This window comes from Kocuria sp. ChxB (assembly GCF_044359605.1).
Classification (GTDB): domain Bacteria; phylum Actinomycetota; class Actinomycetes; order Actinomycetales; family Micrococcaceae; genus Kocuria; species Kocuria rhizophila.
Genome location: NZ_CP121123.1, coordinates 421837 through 438109 on the forward strand (window position 1 = coordinate 421837; position 16273 = coordinate 438109).

Annotated in this window: 10 protein-coding genes; 2 read left to right on the forward strand and 8 right to left on the reverse strand. The window is 73.1% G+C overall.

Annotated elements, in window-relative coordinates; all coding sequences use genetic code 11:
* Window positions 1-157: 157 nt before the first annotated feature.
* The 4 genes from P8S73_RS01825 to ybaK form a co-directional block, all read right to left on the reverse strand.
* A complete protein-coding gene (locus tag P8S73_RS01825) occupies window positions 158-1228 on the reverse strand; it encodes an App1 family protein (RefSeq protein ID WP_396350463.1) in 1071 nt (356 codons plus the stop codon).
* Window positions 1229-1291: 63 nt separating this feature from the next.
* Window positions 1292-4987 (reverse strand): DNA polymerase III subunit alpha, encoded by a 3696-nt coding sequence (locus P8S73_RS01830; RefSeq protein ID WP_059281260.1) that lies wholly within the window; start codon window positions 4985-4987, stop codon window positions 1292-1294.
* Window positions 4988-5072: 85 nt separating this feature from the next.
* Window positions 5073-5480 (reverse strand): DUF6504 family protein, encoded by a 408-nt coding sequence (locus P8S73_RS01835; protein ID WP_059281236.1) that lies wholly within the window; start codon window positions 5478-5480, stop codon window positions 5073-5075.
* Between the two features lie 159 nt (window positions 5481-5639).
* Window positions 5640-6143, reverse strand: a complete 504-nt coding sequence (gene ybaK, locus P8S73_RS01840; protein WP_059281235.1) for a Cys-tRNA(Pro) deacylase — start codon at window positions 6141-6143, stop codon at window positions 5640-5642.
* A 460-nt stretch (window positions 6144-6603) separates the two neighbouring features.
* Between ybaK and P8S73_RS01845 the strand changes: the two genes are divergently transcribed.
* A complete protein-coding gene (locus P8S73_RS01845; protein ID WP_059281234.1) occupies window positions 6604-7362 on the forward strand; it encodes a thioesterase II family protein in 759 nt (252 codons plus the stop codon).
* On the forward strand, window positions 7359-8150 hold the full coding sequence (locus P8S73_RS01850; protein ID WP_059281233.1) for a 4'-phosphopantetheinyl transferase superfamily protein: 792 nt from the start codon (window positions 7359-7361) through the stop codon (window positions 8148-8150). The genes P8S73_RS01845 and P8S73_RS01850 overlap by 4 nt, the downstream gene beginning before the upstream one ends.
* 31 nt (window positions 8151-8181) lie before the next feature.
* Here P8S73_RS01850 and P8S73_RS01855 read toward each other — a convergent pair whose 3' ends face one another.
* The 4 genes from P8S73_RS01855 to P8S73_RS01870 form a co-directional block, all read right to left on the reverse strand.
* Window positions 8182-9612 carry a DUF418 domain-containing protein gene (locus tag P8S73_RS01855; RefSeq protein WP_039101244.1) on the reverse strand — a complete coding sequence of 477 codons (1431 nt, stop codon included), beginning with the start codon at window positions 9610-9612 and terminating at the stop codon, window positions 8182-8184.
* Complete coding sequence (locus P8S73_RS01860) at window positions 9609-13652, reverse strand: Pls/PosA family non-ribosomal peptide synthetase (RefSeq protein ID WP_235005057.1); 4044 nt, start codon at window positions 13650-13652, stop codon at window positions 9609-9611. Before P8S73_RS01860 ends, P8S73_RS01855 begins: the two co-directional genes overlap by 4 nt.
* Before the next feature lie 254 nt (window positions 13653-13906).
* On the reverse strand, window positions 13907-14869 hold the full coding sequence (locus P8S73_RS01865) for a hypothetical protein (protein WP_268812686.1): 963 nt from the start codon (window positions 14867-14869) through the stop codon (window positions 13907-13909).
* A gap of 103 nt (window positions 14870-14972) precedes the next feature.
* Entirely contained in the window at window positions 14973-15971 is a 999-nt protein-coding gene (locus P8S73_RS01870; protein ID WP_235005056.1) for an arsenic resistance protein, read from the reverse strand.
* Window positions 15972-16273 lie beyond the last annotated feature (302 nt).

The following is a 16273-nucleotide window of genomic DNA, read 5'->3' on the forward strand; positions in this document are numbered from 1 at the left end:
TCCCGGACCCCTGAGGTGTGGACAAGAGGTGTTCCGGAAGTCACCGAAAAACTTTCCGGGCAGGGTTGCGGAGGATGCGGGAGCAGCGCAAGGGACAGCGCGGGCGGTCCGGGCGCGACCCGGCACCTCGGCCCACGGTGCGTGGGCAGCCCGGTGGTCAGAGCAGTCCGGCGTCCCGGAGCTGGTCGGAGATGGAGGCGCCGTCGTTGGCCTCGATCCACAGGACGCCCTGGGGCACCGTGACCCGGTGCCGGTCGGTCACGCGCGCACCCGAGGCCAGGACGGCCTCCGTGGGCGACAGGTTGCGGATCACGATGGCCGCGACGGACTCCGGATAGCGCTGGGCGAAACCCGAGTAGATCTGCGGATCGTGCTGGCCGTCGTCCCCGATCAGGATCCACTTCACGTGTGGGAACCTCTCGACCAGGCGCTGCAGGTTCTGCACCTTGTGCTGGGAACCCGAGCGGAACCACCGGTCGGTGGTGGGCCCCCAGTCCGTGAGCAGGAGCGCCCCGGAGGGGTAGGCGTTGCGGGTGAGGAACCGGCGCAGCGTGGGTGCCACGTTCCACACGCCCGTGGAGAGGTACAGGAACGGGGCGTGCGGGTGCCTGCGCCGCAGCCGGTCCATCATGGTGGACATCCCCGGGGTGGGGATGCGCGCGTGCTCGTTGGCCACGAAGGAGTTCCACGCGGCGAGCATGGGCCGCGGCAGGGCCGTGACCATCACCGTGTCGTCGACGTCGCACACCACGCCCAGGTGCTGCTGGTCCGAGACCACGGTGATCGTGGCCTCGGTGACGGTGGAGCCCTCGGCCTGCATGTAGATGGTGTGCACCCCGGGCGCCATGGAGACGTTGAGGTCCACGTCGATCACACCGCCTCTGTCCGCCACGAAGTGGAACTCGTGGTCCCCCAGCCACACGTTGACGTGGGCGAAGGCGTAGGGCACGGAGGAGAAGGAACGCCAGCCGCGGATGGACTCTGCGGCGTCGTCCGTCTCGTCCACGAGCGAGCGGGTCTTGAGCAGCACGCGACCCAGCGCGCGCACGTAGCGCGGACTGCCGTAGCCGTCGAAGGCGAGCATGGTGGGGATGTCCCCCCGCTGCACTGCCCGGCCCTGGCGCCACCGCTGCAGCTTCTGGTCGAAGCGGTAGCCGACGTTGATCGCTTCTTCCGTGACCTGGTCCACGGACGGCAGCAGGTCCCCGCCACCACTGTTCTTCGCCATGGCTCACAGTGTTCCACAGGCCCGGGCGTGTACTGTCGCGCGTTTGCGCGCTCACGCTCCGTGTCATGGTGTGCCTGCCTTTCGCAGGACTCTGCCGGGTGCGGCCGCCGCCCCGTTCCCCGGTCCGTGCTCGCGGAGCCGCCGGGCGTGGCCGGGGCCCTGCTCCCGTGGTGGGCGGGACGCGGCAGGCCGGGAACCCAGCAGCGTGCGGGGGTCCGGGAGGGTCTCCGGCCGGGAGAGGTCCCACGCCCGGGCGGCCTGGATGCCGATCCCCCGCGGCCCCGTGCGCCGGGTGTGGCCGTGGACCAGCAGCAGGGTCGGGGCGAAGAGCACCTCCCCGGACTCGGCCTGGGCCTCGTCGAAGAACGTGCAGTCCACGGCCCCGGAGCCGTCGTCCAGAGAGATGAACACCACGCGTCTGCCGCTGCGCATGGGCGGGGTCATGGTGGACACCCGCACCCCGGCCACCACCACCTCGCTGCCGCTGCGCAGTCCCAGCAGGTCCTCGGCGCGGGTGGCCCCGTAGGAGCGCATGAGCTCCGCGTGGGAGTCCATCAGGTGAGCGCTGACCTCGATGTCCATGGTCTCCATCTCCGCTCTCACCCTCTCCTGCGGGGACGGCTCCGGGAGCCGGGCCGGCAGGGAGGTCAGGTCCACGTCCCCCAGGGGAAGAGCCAGTTGACCCTCACCCGGTTGCGCTCCGCTCGCGGCTCCGCGCGCCACGGCCGGGCGGTCCGCCCGGTCCGTGAGGAACCGCACCATGTCCGTGCGCGAGGCACGGGCCCCGGCATCGCGCAGGAGGCTGTCGAGGGCCCCGGCGGTGGCCAGTCTCTGCAGGGTCCTGCGGGAGGGACGGGCCCGGGACCGGACCTCGGCGAGGCTCCCGTACGGCTGTCCTGCCAGGAGCCGCTCGACCTCGGCGGCACTGATGCCGGTGATGGCACCCAACGACATCCGGATCCCCCACGCCCCGTCCTGGGTGTGGGGGATTCCCGCGTCCAGGTCCCCGGAGGCCACGGTCCCGGGACGCGGGGTGACCGGCTCCACGCGGTGGCACTCCCCGCTGCGGTTGATGTCCGGGCCCAGGACGGGGATCCCCATGCGGCGGGCCTCCCCCACGAGCAGCCGCGCCGGGTACATGCCGGGATCGTGCTCCCAGACGCCCGCCATGAAGGCCTCCGGGTGGTGGGTCTTCAACCACGCCGACTGGTATGTGGGGACCGCGAAGGCCACTCCGTGGGCCTTGCAGAACCCGAAGCTGCCGAAGGCGTGGAGGATCTCCCACACCGTGTCGACCACCGCCGGGGAGTAGCCGCGAGCGCGTGCGCCGTCCCGGAACGCGGTTTCCACGGGGCCCTCGGAGGGGGAGCCGAGCAGTCGCCGCCAGACGTCCGCCTGTCCGAGTCCGCACCCGGTCATGCGGTCCATGATGCGCATGATCTGCTCGTGGTAGACGGCCACGCCGCGGGTTTCGGCGAGGATCTCCTCGAGGTCCGGGTGGGGGTAGACGGGGGTGGACCAGCCGTGCCGGGCGTTGAGGTAGGGGCGAACCATGTTGGCCTGCATGGGTCCGGGGCGGAAGAGGGAGATGTCCACGACGAGGTCGTTGAACTCCTCGGGTCCCATGGTCCCGATGAGCTCGCGCTGGCCCGGGGACTCGATCTGGAAGCACCCGAGGGTGTGGGTGGAGCTGATGAGACGGAAGGTGTCGGGGTCGTCCCGGGGCATGGTGTCGAGGTCCGGGGGTGGTTCGTGGGGGTGCAACCGGGTGATCTCGGCCACGGCGTGGGCCAGGGTGGACTGCATGCGCACGCCCAGGATGTCGAGTTTGATCAGCCCCATGGGGTCCATGTCGTGCTTGTCGTACTGGGACATGGGCAGTCCGATCCCGCTGGCCTGCACGGGGGTGCGCTCCAGCAGGGTGGTGTCCGAGAGGATCACCCCGCAGGGGTGCATGGAGATGTGGCGGGGCAGCCGGTCGAGGCGTTCGGTGAGGTCCACGAGCAGGTCCATCTGCCGGTTGTCCCTGAGCCGCTCCGCGAGGGGTGCCAGTTCGGGACGGCGGGAGATCTCCTCGCGCAGCGTGCCCCCGGGAACGCGCCACAGCTGGCCGGCCACGTGGTCCACGTCCTGGGCCCCGAGGCCGAGGGCGAGCCCGGCGTCGCGGACGGCCCCGCGGGAGCGGTAGGCGTTCTGCATGCTCATGAGGGTGACCCGGCGGGCTCCGAAGCGCTCGAAGATCCGCCGGTAGACGTCGTGGCGCCGCGCGCTCTCCATGTCGATGTCGATGTCCGGGAGGTTGGGGCGCAGCGGGGAGAGGAAGCGCTCGAAGACGAGGTCGTACTCGAGGGGGTCCGCCGGGGAGATCCCGAGCAGGTGCACCACCAGGGAGGAGACCCCGGAGCCGCGCGCGGCGTGGCGCACGTCCATGGCGCTCATCAGGTCCGAGACCTCTCCCACGGTGAGGAAGTACCCGGCGAAGCCCAGCCGGGAGATGACGTCCAGCTCGCGTTCGAGACGCCCCCGCAGGGACTCTCGGTTGAGCCCGGGGACGGTGCGGTCCCAGTCCTCGCCGCCGTGCAGCCGGGCGAGACCGGCGTAGCAGCGCCGGGCGAGTTCGCGGTCCGGGTCCCCCCGCAGCCCGAGGACGGAGGCCTCGGGGATCACGGGCCTGCCCACCCCCAGGTCCTCCTGGAGGTCCAGGGCGCAGCGCTGCGCCAGGTGGTGGGTGTCCGCGAGCAGTCCCGCGGGCCCGGTGGCCCCCTGGTCCGCGGCGCTCGTGATCTCGTGGGCCAGGCGCGCCATCCGGTCACCGTCCTTGAGCCAGCCCTGGCCGTTGGGCTGCAGCACGCCGCGCTCCGCCCCGGCGAGCTCGTCGAGGGACATCAGCGTGCGGGCGGCGTCGAGGACGTCCGCGGTCACGGCCTGCCCCGGGTGGGCGTAGCGCACGGCGTTGCTGAGCACCACGGGCACTCCCGCCTGGTGCCCGATCTCGTACATGCGCACGGCGTGACCCGTGCTCAGCGGCGCGCCCTGGGGTGCCAGGTGGGTGGTGGTCTCCACCACAAGGGCCCCGGGAGGCACTCGTGCCTGCCAGCGGGACAGCGCGTTCCGGGCGGCCCGGTAGTGCCGACGGGCCAGCAGTCTGCCCACGTCCGAGTCCGGCCCCACGAGCACCACGAGTCCCGGTTCCCCGCCACGGGCGGCGCGGTGCACGTGACGGGCGATCTGCTCGGGGGTGAGCCCCACGGGGTGCGCCGCGCTGCGGTCGTGGGCGCGGTGCGCGGCCGAGACCAGCCGGCACAGGGCGGCGTACCCGGCCCCGCCGTTGTGGCCCGTGGCGAGCACGACCACGCGTCCGACCACCCGGGGCGTGACGGGGCGACGCCGCCCGGGCCCCGTCCCGGACGACGGGGCCACCCGGCGGGATGCGCTCCGTCCTCGGGACGCGGTGTCCCGCCGGGGCGCACCCCCTCCGGGGGACGCTCCGCGTGCAGTTCCGGGGCCGCGGACGCCCTGCCCCTCCGAGGACCGTGGCGGCGTGGCCCCCAGCAGCGCGAGGTCCACCCCCAGCACGGGGGTGATGCCGTGGGCCCGGCAGGCCAGCACGTGCTTGACCGCACCGTAGAGGCCGTCCCGGTCCGTGCAGGCCAGGATCTGGGCGTCCTGCCCGGCCGCCGTCTCCGCGAGCTCCTCGGGACGCGCCACACCGTAGTGCGCGCTGAAGGCCGAGGCCACGTGAAGGTGAGGGAACCACATGCCCATATTCGAAACTTTGTTCGAATGTTTGTCAACCACCACAGACCCTTGCGGGGCTCCCACCGCCCGGTGCTGCACGGGGGTCTCAGCAGCTGACACGGAGCAGTCCCCACCGGCCCGTGGACTGGTCCCGGGTGAGTTCGAAGGTGCGCGCCACGGCGGCGCCGGCCTCCACGGCCTGGACCCGCCAGCGCTCCCGGTCCACCGCACTGGTGGGGCTCTCGCGCGGGACGCGATCCGCCAGATCCCACCAGTTGCAGCGTTCGTACCAGTGGATCACGGGCTGCAGCACGCGCTGACCGCGGCCACGGTAGAACAGCTCACACGGATTCCCGGAGGAGTCGCAGTGCACCGAGAACTCCCCCGTGGCATCCGGCACGACGGCCTCCCCCGCACCCTCGGCCCTCGCGTCCACGAGGGTTCCGCCGATCACGGGGACCGCCTCCCACGGGTCCTCGTGGCGCTCGATCTCCACCGCGTCCAGCACCGTCATGATGGCTCACCTTCCCCAGGTATTCGAAACTTTATTCGACTCCTGAGACGGTGCCAAGGCCGTCCGACACGCATAAGCGACCGGCCCCGTCGGGGAACGGTGCGGGTGGCCTGAGCATCCCCGGCGCGGCGAGCGCGGCGCCCAGGACGCCCGACTCTCCTACCCCGGGTTCTGCCCCACCGCCGCGAACACGGCCCCGGTGGCCCGCACGAGGTCCTCCGGCGCCAGCCCCACATCGAAACCACGTCGGCCGCCGGAGACGTACACGCGCTCCAGACGACGTGCGCTCTCGTCCACGACCGTGGGCAGCGTGGTGCGCTGCCCGAGTGGGCTCACCCCGCCGAGCACGTAGCCGCTCAGCCGCTGCACGTCCCCGGGGTCTGCGAGGTGCGCCTTCTTGGCACCCAGCGCCGCGGCGACCGCCTTGAGGTCCGCCCGCGCGGAGACCGGCACCACGCACACCCCGAAGCCACCGTGGTCCAGGGCCACCACCAGGGTCTTGAAGACGCTCTCCGGGGGCAGTCCCAGGGCCTGTGCCGCCTCGTCCCCGTAGGACTCCGCCCGGGGGTCGTGCTCGTAGGGCAGTGCCTCGAACGGGATTCCCGCCGCCTCCAGGGCCCGGGTGGCCGGGGTGGCCGGTGCCGAGTGCTTCTTGGCCGCCATGAGATGTCCTCTCCGTCTCGTCCGCACCCTCCCGGACCGCGCCTCCGCCGGCGGGGCCGTTCCAGGGGCCCGGCCCGGGCCCGCATCCCGGTTCCCGTACGGCGGCGCGCCCGGTTGGGTACTGTGGTGTCACGCCCGCACCGCGGGAGGTGCAGGGCTCTGGTTCCTCGAGCCTACGACCTCCCGGCGCGCGGTCCCCTTCCACCGCAGCACCACCACACCGCAGCACCACCGCCCGGCAGTCACAGCTCCATCCGATTCACGGCACCACCCAGCACCACCCCCCCCCCGCACCACCCTCGCAGCACCACCGCCCCCACCCGCACCGCGGTCCGCGTCCGCCTCCCCGTCGAGACGTCCGGAGCGCGCCGCCCGCACCGCTGCTCCCCCGCCCGGCAGCCCCCGCACCGGGTCACGCGGCGGCACCCACCCCCCCCACGGATTCAGGAGGTCCGGGACGTTGGCCACCACCCCTCCCCCCACCACGGCCCTGGCGCGCTGGTTCACCGGCGGCGCCGCCCCGCAACGCCGTCTCGTCGTCTTCCCCCACGCCGGCGCGGGGGCCCTGTCCGGGCGGGTCTTCCAGGCCCCCGGCACGGAGGTCCTCGTCCACCGCCGCCCGGGGCGCGAGTCCCGCATGGCGGATCCCACGCCCGTGGACGTGCGCACCGGGGTGGCCGAGGCGCTCGAACTGATGCTGCCCGTGCTCGCCGCCGACGAGCTGCCCACCACCGTCCTGGGCCACTCCTTCGGGGCTCTGCTCGCCGCGGAGTTCGCCGCGGCCGTGGACCGCGAGCGTCCCGGCCGGCTGCGGCGGGTGGTGCTCTCCGCCAAGAGCGTCCCACCGGATCCCGATCCCGAACTCCGTGCCGTTCTGGAGGACGACGCCGCCCTGGCCGCGTGGCTCCAGGAGCTCGGGGGCACTCCGGAGGAGCTGCTGCGCGACCCTGATCTGCGGGCCATGGTCCTCGCCCCGCTGCGCGCGGATCTGCGGGCCTCGCTGTCCCACGACGCCGCTCCACCGCGGCTGCGCACCCCGCTGCTGCTCGTGTGCGCAGAGCAGGACCGCACGGCCTCGGCGCGGTCCATGGCCGGCTGGGCCCGGAGCACGGACGCGGAGTGCACCACGCTCACCGTCCCCGGTGGCCACCACGGCCTGCTCGAGCACCCCGAGCTGCTGCACCGGGCCCTGACTCAGACTGACGGGGGCACGAGGTGAACGCGGGAACCACCACTCTGCGGCAGCCGGTGTGGGCGGACCACCGACGCAGGGTCCCCGGAGCTCCGGCGGACCTCACCCTGCACGTGCTGCCCCTCGCGGAGTTCGCCCCCTGGGCCTTCTCGGCGTCGGGGTGTCTGAGCGAGCTCGAGCTCGCGCGGGCGGAGACCGTCCAGGAGGCCCGCGCCCGCGAACTGTTCACGGTGTCACGGGTGGCGCTGCGCCACGTCCTCGCGCACCGCCTGGGCTGCCGGCCCCACGAGGTGCCGGTGTCCCACGACCCACGCACCGGCGCGCCGCGTCCGGTCCACGGCCGGGCGGCGTCGGTCTCCAGCGCGGACGACGACGCCCTCCCGGCCCCCGCCGGCAGCGTCACCGGCTCCGTGTGGGCGCCCGTGCAGCCCGTCCACTTCTCCGTGTCGCGCACCGCGGGCGTGGTCGCGCTCGTCACGGCTCAGCGCCGCGTGGGCGTGGACGTGGAACGGATCCAGAGCGACGTGGAGGCGGGTGTGCTGCTCGACGTCCTGCACCCCGCGGACCGGGAGCGGCTCGCGAGGTTGCGCGGGCGGCGTCGGGCCGCGGACGTGACCCGGACCTGGGTGCGTGTGGAGGCGCTCGTGAAGGGCTGGGAGACCGGGCTGTCGCGTGACCCCGCGGGCATCCGCATCGGCCCGGCGGCGCGCGCCGACTACGGCCACGGGTGGACCGTGAGCGACGTGCGCACCCGCTCCGCGGAGAACGCCCGGCTGGCCGTGGCGTGGCAGACGGACCCCCGCCCGGTGGGCTGAGGGTCCGTCCGGAGGTCGGCTGCGCGGCCGGCTACCGCCGGGGCGTCTGCGCCCGACGCCGCGGGGGCGCCTTCTCGGGCGGCACGACCGCGGCGGCAGCTCCCTTGGACACCCTGGTGACCAGGCGCTCGAGCGGACCGTTGCCCACGGCCTGCTGCCAGGCCACCGCGAACAGCGCGGCGACGACCACCTGCACGATGAACCAGAACCAGGGCGTGGTCTCCGTCCACACGAACGCCAGCAGCACCAGGTGGCTCACGTACAGCGTGAGGGTCATCGAGCCCATGGCGCCCAGCCAGGTCAGCCACTTGCCGATCACGCGGCACAGCAGCAGGAACGCGCCGAGGGCCACCATGGCCAGTCCGGCGCTCTCCAGCAGCGCGAACGGGGTGTTGGTGTGCGGCCCGGACAGCAGCAGCCACAGGTACGACGTGTCCGGCAGCTGGGGGTCCGGACCGTAGACCTGGATGTTCCACACGTCGTCAGAGGTCATCCACGGGGTGGCCTCGATCAGGGCGTTCTCCAGGTCGAAGCGCATGAGCATCAGCATGGAGATTCCACGGGCCGCGGCTGCGACCACGGCGCCCACGATCACGAGCACCACCTGCACCCGGTCCCGGGACAGCGGCAGCCGGCCCAGGGCCATGCCCAGGCAGATGAACGTCATCCACGGCAGGGCGGGGTACGTGCCCGTGAGGAACAGCTCAGCCAGGACGGCCCCCGGATCGGTGAGCAGCTCGGCGAACCCGGGGTTGCCGTACACGTGCGCGGGCAGGACGGACAGGGACCACTGCATCACGAAGGGCATCACCACGGCGAAGACCGCCGAGGACACCAGCAGCCACCGCACGCTCAGCAGTGTGAACGGTATGGCCACCAGGAACATCAGGCCGTAGTAGATGAGGATGTTGTAGACCGGCAGCTCCAGCAGGTTGATGCTCAGCCCGATGAGGAACAGCACCAGCGCGCGCACCAGGATGGACACCCGTGCCCGCGTCCCGTCCCGGCCACGCCGCGGGTTGCGCCCCCCGGTCATGAACGCCAGGCTCACCCCGGCGAGGGTCGCGAACAGTGCCGCGGAGTGCCCCGCGAACAGCCGCCACTCCAGGGAGGGATTGCCCTCCACGTCAGCGACCGCGGGCAGCACGTGCACGGCGATCATGCCCACCAGGGCGAAGCCCCGGGCCACGTCCACGCCCATGATGCGCCGCGTGGTGCGGCGCCCGTCCGCGCTGGACACGTTGCGGGTGGCCGCGCCCTGGCGCGGGGCGGACGTGGAACGCGGAGGTGCGGTGACCACCGGGGTGGCCGAGGTCCACAGTCCGCTCTCCGCGGCGGTGCGGCCCTCGTCCCCGCGGTCCCCGAGCCACACCTCGCGCGGCGGGCGGGGTCCGGGCTGGGGCCGCTGTCCGGGGGGCAGATCCCCCTCGGCCACGTTCTCGTTCATGCTCTGCTGCGTCATTCGGTGGCTCCCTGGTGCTCAACGGCGCGGTCCCCGGCGGGGAGCGCGGTCGGTGCGGGGGCCATGGCGGTGGACCCCGTGCTGTGCTGCGTGATGGTCTCGGGTCCCGACGCCGCGGCGTGGGATCCCCGGCGCGTGGCGGGGGCCGCGGTGGGCAGCACCTGCGCGCTGACCACCTGGTCCCCCGGTTCGAGGTGGCGGATGGGGTTGCCGCCCCAGTTGCCGTCCGAGGGCACGGTTTCCTGGCGCATGACCAGGGATCCCGGTGCCACGGTGGTGCGCTCCTCGATCGTGGCGCCCGGCAGCACGAAGCTGTTGGGGCCCAGCGTGGAGCCCCGCCGCATGGTCACGGGCTCCATGCGCATGATCCGGTCGTGGAACAGGTGGGTCTGCAGGACCGTGCCGCGGTTGACGGACACGTTGTCCTCGAGGCGCACCAGGTCGAACTCGGGCAGCCACCAGGTCTCGCACCACACGCCGCGGCCGATGTGCGCTCCCATCAGCCGGGCCCACACGTTGAACAGGGGCGAGCCCACGCTCAGGCGGATCATGGAGGGCACGGCCAGGGACTCGGCGAACACGTCCGTGAGCTCGTTGCGCCACACGAAGGAGCTGAACAGCGGGCGCTCGCTCTCCCGGAAGCGACCCATCAGGGCCCACTTCACGAGCACCGGCACCAGGCACGCCACGGTGCTGGCCACGGTGAGCACCACACCGGACCATGCGAAGGCGGCGATCACACCGCTCCACCCCATCCCGTGGGACATGTAGATGTCCGTGAGCACGTACACGATCACCAGGTCCAGCCACGCCGAGACCATGGCGGGCAGGAAGCGGAAGAGCTCCACGAACGCCCGCGCCGCCTTGAGCCGCCGCTGCGGCTGGAACGTGGACTCGGCATCCGCCTCCGTCTTGGCGCGCGCGATCGGCGCCGCAGTGCGGCCCAGCCAGGAGGACCCGGCCGGTGCGCGGTGGGGTGCGGAGCTGAGCACGGCCACCAGTGCGTCCGCGGGCAGATCCCGGTCCGGTCCCACGATCCCGGAGTTGCCCACGAAAGTGCGCTCACCGATCACGGACGTGCCGATGTGCAACCAGCCGAAGCCCGCGCGGTGGGACGTCACCAGGGCGTGGTCGGCGAGGAACGAGCCGTCCTTCAGCGTGGTGAGGTGCGGGATGGTCTCCGCGGTGGAGATCTCCACGTTGCGCCCCACCTTGGCGCCGAGCAGCCGCATGAACCACGGGGTGATGCACGAGGCGTAGATCGGGTAGGTGGAGATCAGCGTGCGCTGCATGAGCGTCTCGGTGAGCCACATGGCCCACCCCACCGGTCCGTTCTGGGGGAAGTACCCGGGGACGATCATCCCGGAGACCAGGCGCACCAGGCCCACCACGAGCAGCAGCCACACCACGGCCGTGACCACGGTGAACACCGGAACCCACACGGCCACGATCGGGAACACGACCTCGTACTCCTGGATGGTGACCACGCGGGTGAGCACGATCAGCGCACCGGGAATCAGCGCCAGGAAGGGCAGCAGCCCCACCAGGACCGCGCCTCCGGAGAACGCCAGGTGGCTGGTGAGCGCCCCCCAGGTGCGCATCCCGCCCGTGACCTCCGGGGAGTCCTCCGGCCAGGTGGTTCCGGCGTTGCCGTGGTGGCGCAGGGGCGAGCCGCCCCACAGCTCCCCCGCGGGCACCGCGCGGCTCACGTGGGACCCCGGCAGCACCTCGGCACCGGCACCCACGTGCATCCCGGGATCCACCAGGGTGCGGGTGCCCACGCGTGCGTGCTCCCCGATCTCGATCGCGCCCACGTGGAAGACGTCGCCGTCCAGCCAGTAGCCGGAGAGGTCCGCCTCGAACTCCACGGTGGCGTGGTCCCCCACGCGCACCAGGCCGGTGACCGGCGGGGTGTTGTAGAGGTGCGCGTCCCGGCCCACCGTGTTGCCGAACAGCCGGTGCAGGGTGCGCGCCATGGGTGTGCCGGTGAGGACGTCGTACTTGTTGTAGACCACCACGCGTTCGGCGGCCCACACCCGCAGGTGGTTCCAGCTCCCCCGCGGGTAGTGCCCGGGCTTGAGACCGGCGGTGAGCGCACGCACGGTGGCCGCGCCCACGAGCACGCGTCCCGGCAGCGAGAACATCACGAGCCAGCCCACGACCAGGGGCAGCAGCGGCGGGGTGGGCACCCACCCGGCGTCGGCGACGACCGCGAGCAGCCACACCACGATCAGCGAGCCGAGGACGTAGCGGAAGCCGTTGAGCACGTTCAACGCCAGGATGAAGGCCCCCTGGAACCAGCCGGCGGCCGCGGGGACGGGGTCCGGATCGCGCTTGACGTCGTGGGACTCCCCGAGCGTGGCCAGGTAGCCCGCCATGGACTCGAGGGTGGGGTGGGCGTAGATCTTGGCGATCTCCGTGTCCGGGTGGCTCCGGCGCAGCGCCGAGACCAGACGCGCGAGGGCCACCGAGCTGCCACCCATCGCGAAGAAGTCGCTGTCCGCGGCGAACGGCAGGGGCCCGAGCTGGTCAGCCCACAGCTCCGCGAGCCACGCGAGGTCACCCTCGAGGGGCGCGGAGCCGTCGTCGTTGGTGGTGGGCAACGGCCACGGCAGGGCCTTGCGGTCCACCTTGCCGGAGGTCTTCATGGGCAGCTCGTCCATGAGGCACAGCGCGGGGACCATCCCTCCCGGGAGCCGCTCCACGAGCCAGCGGCGCGCTTCCGAGAGGTCCACGGACCCCTCGTCCTCGGGCACCAGGTAGCCCGCGATCACGCTGCCGCCGCCCGGAGTGGAGTGCACGGCGCACGCGCCCAGCTTCACGCCGGGCACCTGGGTCATCTGGGTGTCGATCTCACCGAGCTCGATGCGTCGGCCCGAGACCTTGACCTGGTCGTCGGCGCGTCCCGCGAAGACGATGCCCTCGGGATCCGCTCGCACCACGTCGCCGGAGCGGTAGGCGCGCTCCCACCCGAGCGACTCCAGCGGGGCGTACTTCTCGGCGTCCTTGGCGGGGTCCAGGTAGCGGCCCAGACCCACGCCGCCGATGATCAGCTCGCCGGTCTCGCCCCAGGCCACGGGCTCGCCCTGGGCGTCCACGACGGCGAGCTCCCACCCGGGCACGGCCAGCCCGATGCGGATGGGCGCCTCACCGGTCAGCAGGGCGCCGGTGGCGATCACGGTGGCCTCGGTGGGGCCGTAGGTGTTCCACACCTCACGTCCCGGGCGCACCAGGTGCTTGGTGAGCTCCAGGGGACAGGCCTCGCCCCCGAAGATCAGCAGCCGCACGCGGTCCAGGGCCTCGCTGGGCCACAGGGAGGCCAGGGTGGGCACGGTGGAGACGGCGGTGATCTGCTTGTCCACGATCCACTGGCCGAGGTCCGGCCCGGAGCGCACGATGCTCCGGGGTGCTGGCACCAGGGTGGCGCCGTGGCGCCAGGCCAGCCACATCTCCTCGCACGAGGCGTCGAACGCCACGGACAGCCCCGCCATCACGCGGTCGCCGGGCCCGAGCGGGCGGCGCTGGAGGTACATCTGGGCCTCGGCGTCCACGAGGGCCGCGGCGGAGCGGTGGCTGATGGCCACGCCCTTCGGCTTGCCCGTGGAGCCCGAGGTGAAGATGATCCAGGCGTCGTCCCGCGTGCGCGGGGTCTCGGTCCGCTCGCCCGTGGAGACGGCCGAGCGGCGCGTCAGTTCGAGACCCTCCCCGAAGACGGCGGCCACGCCGGCCTCCTCCCACACCGTGTGGGCCCGCTCGTCGGGGTCGTCCCAGTCCACCGGCACGTAGGCCGCGCCCGCGAACAGCGTGGCCAGGATGGCCACGTAGAGGTCCGCCCCACCGGAGGGAACGCGGATGCCGACCCGGTCCCCGCGACCCACGCCCATGTCCCACAGGCGCTGGACGTGGACCTCGATCCGGTCCTCGAGCTCACCGTAGGGGACGGACTCGTGCTCGTCCTCGAGGGCGATGGCGTCCGGGAACTGCGCGACCGTGTCGAGGACGATGTCCACCAGGGTGCGCGGAGCCGGTGGTTCCTCCACCGGATAGACTGCTCTGTCGGGGGCTGCGCCCCGTGGGGCGCCGGCCTCGTGGGCCCCGCCGCTGAGATTGTGGCTGTCCACTGCTGTTGTGCTCCCCCTCGCTAAGGACCAGTGTGTGAGGCCAGAATACGGGAGGGGTCGTGGGCGGTCCAATACTCGGACCAATGCATGGAGTTGTCCGGAGATGCCCTGACGGCTCCCCGGGGGCGGTGCTCGTACGGGCGCCGAGGGCCCGTCCCGGCCTCGCCCCGGCCTCACCCCGGGGACGGTCCGGACGCGTTCTCCGCCGTGAGGAGCTCGTCCAGGATGGCGGCGTCGGGCATGTCGAAGTGGTCGTGGCCCGGCAGGATCTCCAGGCGCGTACGGGTGAATCCCCGCTGCTCGTAGAAGTCCTGCCCCTCGGTCGCCGCGCCCACGGCGTCGAAGTCCGCCTCGGGATCGGCGCCCGTGTCCTCGGATCCTGTGAACCACCACAGCCGCATGTCCCGCTTCTGCTGCTCCGTGGCCCGCGTGCCCAGGGAGTCCGGGGCCCCACCACCGCCCACCATGACGGCACCACCCGTCACGAGGTCCCGCTCGCCCGCGAGCACCCCGTAGCTGAGCATCTCCGCACCGCCGGAGTAGCCCATCCACGTCACCATCCCGGGGTCCACGGGGGTCGTTGCGAGCAGCTCGTCCTCGGTGAGGGCGCGCAGCCACGCGAGGTTGGTCCTGAGGTCCTGCCACCACGTGCGCTCCCCCCGGCTGTCCGGTGACAGCGGCACGGCGAGCAGTGCGTTGTGGGAGGCGGCCACGGCCGCGAGGCACGTGCTCCGCCCGCCCGGTTCGTAGAACTCCGCCCCGCCGTCCCCGTGCAGGTCCACGACGAGTCCCACGGGGCGGGTGGTGTCCACCCCGCCGTCGATCAGGTGGTAGCTGCTGGTCACCCCGCGGTCGGTGAAGGTCTGGTCCAGTCGTCCGAGGGCCCCGGCCTGCGTCTGGTCCTCCCCGGTGTCCCGCGTGGCACGGGTGACCGTGTGGGGTCGGGCCCGGGGATCGTCTGCGGAGAGACCGTAGCGCGTGCAGTCGGTGGTGGGAACCTCCGCGTCCCGGAAGGGGTTCACCACGAGGAGCACTCCGGCCACGAGTGCTGCCACCACCAGGAGCACGGCGGCGGCCACGGCCACGGGACGCCACCCGGGAGCGGAGGAGCCCCGCCGGGGCCTGGTTCTGGGCATGGCGGTCATCGTACTCCGCGGACGCCGCACCACCGGACCGGTGCCGGCCCTCGCGGCACCTCGGGCTCGCTCGGGAGCAGTTCCACGCCGTCTGGACGCCGGGTCAGCCGGCCCCGCCCGCCGCAGGCACCAGCCGCGGCACGAGCCACACGAGTGCCACCATCACGAGCAGCTCCACGAGAGTCTGGGTGACCACGGCCAGCGGGACCAGCCCGGAACCGTCCGCCGAGGCCAGCGCGATGGGAAGCACCACGAGCGAGTTGCGGGTCACCCCCGTGAAGACCACGGCGCGGCGCTCGGGAACGGTGAGGCCCGCGGCCCGGCCCGCACCCCACCCGAGCGCGGTCATGACCACAGCGAACCCCGCGTACACGGGCACGAGGGGCACGAGCTCGAGGGCCCGGGCGCCCACGTCGCCGATCTGGGAGGCCACCACGGTCCCCAGGGTCAGCATCATGAGCGGCACCATCGCGGTGGCCACACCGTGCTCCCAGACCCGTGCAGGGCGCCACCGCGGCACGGCCCACTGGGTGGCCGCGGCCGCGAGCAGAGGCACCAGCACGAGCGTCACGAGCGCCTCGACGAACGGCCCCCAGGCCAGCTTCGCGGCGTCGTCGTCCCCCAGGACCCACCCCAGCAGCAGCGGCAGCGCGGCGGCCTGCACGAGGACGAGCACGGGCGCGGTGGCGAGCAGCCGGTCCGCGGCACCGCCGGCGGAGCGGGTGAACGCGATGACGTAGTCCACGCACGGCGCGAGCAGCACCAGCAGGGCGCCCGCGAGCAGCGGTCCCTGGAGACCGGCCGTCCGGACCGCGGCCAGGGCCACGACCGGCGCGAGGACGAAGTCCACGACCAGCACGCAGCCGAGGAAGCGCGCGTCCCGCAGGCCGTCCCCGAGTGCGCGCAGCGGGATGCCCAGGAAGGTGGCGTACAGCAGCAGGGCCAGCACGGGGGTCACCGCCGGCGCGGCGGCCGAGCCCAGTGCCGGCGCCAGCCATCCGAGGGCCGCGCCCGCGGCAATGGCCGCGAGGCACAGCGGAACCTGGGCGCGTTCCAGGGCGTCACCCACCGGGGTGCCGCGCCCCGTGGAACGCCACGTCACGACGCCGCGGGGCTGCCCCCGCGGGCACCTCGCCACCGTCTGCCCGGACCTCGTGCCGAGACCGGCTCCGGCCCCCGTGGCCGCCCAGGAGCCGCGCACGGCCCGGAGCGGTTCCGGTGCGAGGTGTGGAGTGCATGGTCAGGGATTCTGCCATGGGAGGACCCGGGGCGTGAGCGGCGCCGGGGATTCCGGCCCCCCGGTCCCGCACCCGCACGGTGCGGCGGTGCCGCGCGGCGTCGGCTCGCCTGCCGTGCCACCGTGACGGGTTCACGGAGACTCCCTGGCCTGGCGAGCCGGGTTCT